This is a genomic window from Brevundimonas bullata, from assembly GCF_003350205.1.
Classification (GTDB): domain Bacteria; phylum Pseudomonadota; class Alphaproteobacteria; order Caulobacterales; family Caulobacteraceae; genus Brevundimonas; species Brevundimonas bullata.
Window position 1 is genome coordinate 1 of sequence record NZ_QLLC01000067.1, and the last position, 4,059, is coordinate 4,059.

The following is a 4,059-nucleotide window of genomic DNA, read 5'->3' on the forward strand; positions in this document are numbered from 1 at the left end:
ACCCATGGCCGCGTAACTAACCAAAATCAGCCTCCGGCAAACCCGGCGCGGTTCAGAGCCCGACAACGCAGCCAGTCCTTCAGTCGTCGAGCGCCGACTTCCAATCCTTCTTCAGGGCGGCGACTAAAGTCCACATGCTGAGGCGAAGAATGACGGATGCGGTCAACCACCTTTTTCACATCTTGCGACCGGCTCAAGTCACACACGAGCACCGCATCGCGCTCAGCGATAATCGCCAGATTTCGAACTCCGATCGCCGCCACCAGCATCCCATCTGCAGCGCGCGCAAGACACCCTTCAGAATCCTCGAAGATATGGCCGCCGATCTGCCCCTCGCCACTGGCGGCGATAGCGTCCCAGGCGCCTAGGTCAGACCAGCTGAAATCGACTTCAAGGACCGAGGCCAACCGCGTCTTCTCCATGACCGCGTAGTCGATGGACACCTTAGGCGCCTGTCGGAAGGCGTCGCCCAGTACAGAGACAGCCCCCCGGCTGGCTGTCGCAACGGCAGTGCGTGCGGCGCTTTCCACTGCTGGCGCATGCGCCCTGAGTTCAGAAAGAAGAACATCGGCAGATACTATGAAATTGCCGCTGTTCCAAAGAAAACCATCACGGATATATCGCCGCGCCATCGCCTGATCAGGCTTTTCCACGAAAGCAGCGATAGGCCCCAACCCCCGTCCAGTAGGCGCGATATAACCATAGGCCGGAGACGGCTCCGTAGGCTTTACACCCAAGGTGACAATACGCGAATTACGCGCCCCATCCGCCGCTGACATCACCGCAGACCTGAAACCCTTATGGTCAGGAATATGGTGATCCGACGCGAAAAAGGCGTTGATCCCTTCAGGATCGCGATCATGAGTCCAGACCGCAGCGGCCGCCATTGCAGCCGCCGAATCGCGCGCTTCTGGCTCAAGCAGCACTTGGGCGTCGATCTCAATCTGCTCCAGCTGCTCCATGATCCACGCCCTGTGATCGACACCGCCGACCACGACGAGGCAGCCCCCGTCCGCCACCAGAGGAGCCGCCCGCAGCACGGTCTCCTGAAACAGCGAACGGTTCCCCGCCAGGGCGATGAATTGTTTGGGACGCGACGGACGAGAAGCCGGCCAAAGCCGGGTTCCTGCACCGCCGCACATGATCACAGGATAGAGAGCCATGGTCCTTGGATAGCCGACTTCCCTCCGATTGAAAGGGTTGTTTTGGCTACAATCGCTGCGCGTTTCATAACCTTGCAATAGGTACTGTCGTGACTCGCACGGCCTTCGCCGCTATCGAGCGCCCATCATGAAAGAGACCGAACGGCAATCCGAAGAACGCAGCTGGGAAACGGCGAAGACGCTCGCCGAGGCCCTGCCCTATATCCAGGTCTATGATCGCGAGACCGTGGTCATCAAATACGGCGGCCACGCCATGGGCGAGAGCGCCGTGGCGAAACAGTTCGCCGCAGACGTGGTGCTGCTGAAACTGATGGGCGTGAACCCCGTGGTGGTCCACGGCGGCGGGCCGCAGATCAGCGCCATGCTGGACAAGGCGGGGGTCAAATCCGCCTTCGTCGACGGCCTGCGCGTGACGGACAAGGACACCATGTCGGTGGCCGAGATGGTCCTGTCCGGCGCCGTGAACAAAGAGATCGCCCACTGGATCACCGTCGCCGGCAAGGAGGCCGACGTGCGCGGCGTCGGCCTGTCGGGCAAGGACGCCGGCCTGCTGACGGTCGAGAAGACGATGCGCACCAAGCGCGATCCCGACAGCATGATCGAGCACGAGGTCGATCTGGGCTTCGTCGGCGAGCCGACCAAGGTCGATCCCAAGCTGATCAAGGGCCTGATCGCCTCGGAAACCGAGGACTGGGTTCCGGTCATCGCCCCCATCGGGGTGGCCGAGGACGGCATGACCTATAACGTCAACGCCGACACGGTGGCGGGCGCCATCGCCGGATCGCTGGGCGCCAAGCGGATGCTGTTGCTGACCGACGTGGCGGGCGTGAAGGGCGCGGACGGCGAGATCATCCGCCAGATGAACCTGGAAGAGGCGCAAGCCCTGATCGACACCGGCGTCGCCAACGGCGGCATGATTCCCAAGCTGGAGACGGCCATGGCCGCCGTCCGCGCGGGCGTCGAGGCTGTGGTCATCCTGGACGGGCGTCGCCCCCACGCCATGCTGGTCGAGCTGTTCACCGAGTTCGGGGCGGGCACGCTGGTGAAGGCGAAGTGACGGCAGAAACGACCACTCAGCCTCTGGCGGCGACCACCGAGATCGGCGCCGACCTGCGCCACGTCCGGTCCTGGGTGTTCGACCTCGACAACACCCTCTACCCGCCGGAAAGCCTGTTCCTGAAACAGGTCGAGCAGCGCATCAATCAGTATGTGGTGCGGACCTCGGGTCTAGAGTCAGCGGAAGCGCTCAGCGTCCAGCGCGGCTATCTGCATGACTATGGCACATCGTTGGCCGGGCTGATGATGCACTATGAGATCGACCCGCACGACTTCCTGGCCGAGGTCCACGACGTGCCTTTGGACGTGCTGACGCCCGATCCCGGCCTGCACGCGGCGCTGGAGCGGCTGAACGGCCCGCGCCTGATCTTCACCAACGGCTCGATCGGCCACGCCCGCCGGGTGATGGAGCGGCTGGAGCTGACGCCCTTCTTCGACGGGGTCTTCGCCCTGGAAGACGCCGACCTGATCCCCAAGCCCGACCCGCGCACCTTCGACAAGATGCTGGCCCGGTTCGGCGTCGATCCGACCACCGCCTGCTTCTTCGAGGACACGCCCAGGAACCTGGAGCCGGCTCACGTCCTGGGCATGACCACGGTTCTGGTCGGCCCCAAGGCCTTCACGGCCGAGGGCGCGCACATCCAACACCGGGCCGCCACCGTCGGCCCCTTCCTGACCACCGCCATGCTGGACGGAGATCCGCAATGACCGACCTGACCCATCTGGAATCCGTCATCGAAGCCGCCTGGGAGGCCCGCGCCGAGGTCTCCGCCGCCACGCGCGGCGAGGTGCGCGACGCCGTCGACACCGCCCTGGCCCTGCTCGACGCCGGTCAGGCCCGCGTCGCCACGCGCGGCGAGGACGGCGTCTGGACCACGCACCAGTGGCTGAAAAAGGCCGTGCTGCTGTCCTTCCGCCTGAACGACAACGTCATCATGCGCGCCGGCCACGCCCCCACCCTGCCGCTGTCGGCTGATCATCCGGTCGCCGTCGGGCCCTTCTGGGACAAGGTGCCGAACAAGTTCGGCGACTGGAGCGCCGCCGACTATCAGGCCGCCGGCTTCCGCTCGGTGCCCGGCGCCATCGTCCGTCGCGGCGCGCACATCGCCAGGAACGTCGTGCTGATGCCCTCCTTCGTGAACATCGGCGCCTTCGTCGATGAAGGCTCGATGGTCGACGCCTGGGCCACGGTCGGTTCCTGCGCCCAGATCGGAAAGAACGTCCACCTGTCCGGCGGCGCCGGCATCGGCGGCGTGCTGGAGCCGCTGCAGGCCAACCCGACCATCATCGAGGACGGCTGCTTCATCGGCGCCCGCGCCGAAGTGGCCGAGGGCGTCATCGTGCGCGAAGGCGCGGTCCTGGCCATGGGCGTCTATCTGTCGGGCTCAACCAAGATCGTCGACCGCGCCACCGGCGAGATCTTCCGCGGCGAGGTCCCGGCCTGGTCGGTCGTGGTCCCCGGCGCCCTGCCCGACCCGAACGGCGGCCCGTCGCTGTACTGCGCCGTCATCGTCAAGCGCGTCGACGCCCAGACCCGCGCCAAGACCGGCGTGAATGAACTGCTGCGCGACTAGGGCTGCAAACGGCGATTTTGCTCCGGCCACGCTCGGAATCAGGGTCGTCAAGAACGCGGATTATGGCCTAATGGCGCCCTCGGTTTGAGGGGATGAAGCAGTGGCCTATCAGCGTCTGCGCGACATAGCGGTTTCGATCGGCGTGATTGGGCTTCTGGCCTTTCCCCTGGCCGGATGCGGCGGGGGCGGCGGCGGAGGGTCGTCAGCGGGCGGCGTAGTGACGCCGCCGCCTCCACCACCTCCTCCTCCTCCGCCCCCTCCGCCAC

4 protein-coding genes are annotated in these 4,059 nt (G+C 65.4%); 3 read left to right on the forward strand and 1 reads right to left on the reverse strand.

What is annotated here, in order from left to right; all coding sequences use genetic code 11:
• Window positions 1-26: 26 nt before the first annotated feature.
• Window positions 27-1,163, reverse strand: coding sequence for a mannose-1-phosphate guanylyltransferase (locus DXK21_RS16195; protein WP_114818794.1), 1,137 nt, complete (start codon window positions 1,161-1,163; stop codon window positions 27-29).
• Between the two features lie 127 nt (window positions 1,164-1,290).
• On the opposite strand from DXK21_RS16195, the gene argB reads away from it, so the two are divergent.
• From argB to dapD, 3 genes are read left to right on the forward strand one after another with little or no spacing between them, the layout of a single operon-like run.
• Complete coding sequence (gene argB / locus DXK21_RS16200; RefSeq protein WP_114818795.1) at window positions 1,291-2,220, forward strand: acetylglutamate kinase; 930 nt, start codon at window positions 1,291-1,293, stop codon at window positions 2,218-2,220.
• Window positions 2,217-2,927 carry a pyrimidine 5'-nucleotidase gene (locus tag DXK21_RS16205; protein ID WP_114818796.1) on the forward strand — a complete coding sequence of 237 codons (711 nt, stop codon included), beginning with the start codon at window positions 2,217-2,219 and terminating at the stop codon, window positions 2,925-2,927. Before argB ends, DXK21_RS16205 begins: the two co-directional genes overlap by 4 nt.
• Window positions 2,924-3,793: a 2,3,4,5-tetrahydropyridine-2,6-dicarboxylate N-succinyltransferase gene (gene dapD / locus DXK21_RS16210; protein WP_114818797.1), complete on the forward strand. Its 870-nt coding sequence runs from the start codon at window positions 2,924-2,926 to the stop codon at window positions 3,791-3,793. Before DXK21_RS16205 ends, dapD begins: the two co-directional genes overlap by 4 nt.
• The last annotated feature ends 266 nt before the right edge of the window (window positions 3,794-4,059 follow it).

Coding starts and splice junctions, on each gene's coding strand:
- argB (WP_114818795.1), top strand. CDS start 1,291: ATGAAAGAGACCGAACGGCAATCCGAAGAACGCAGCTGGGAAACGGCG.
- dapD (WP_114818797.1), top strand. CDS start 2,924: ATGACCGACCTGACCCATCTGGAATCCGTCATCGAAGCCGCCTGGGAG.
- DXK21_RS16195 (WP_114818794.1), bottom strand. CDS start 1,163: ATGGCTCTCTATCCTGTGATCATGTGCGGCGGTGCAGGAACCCGGCTT.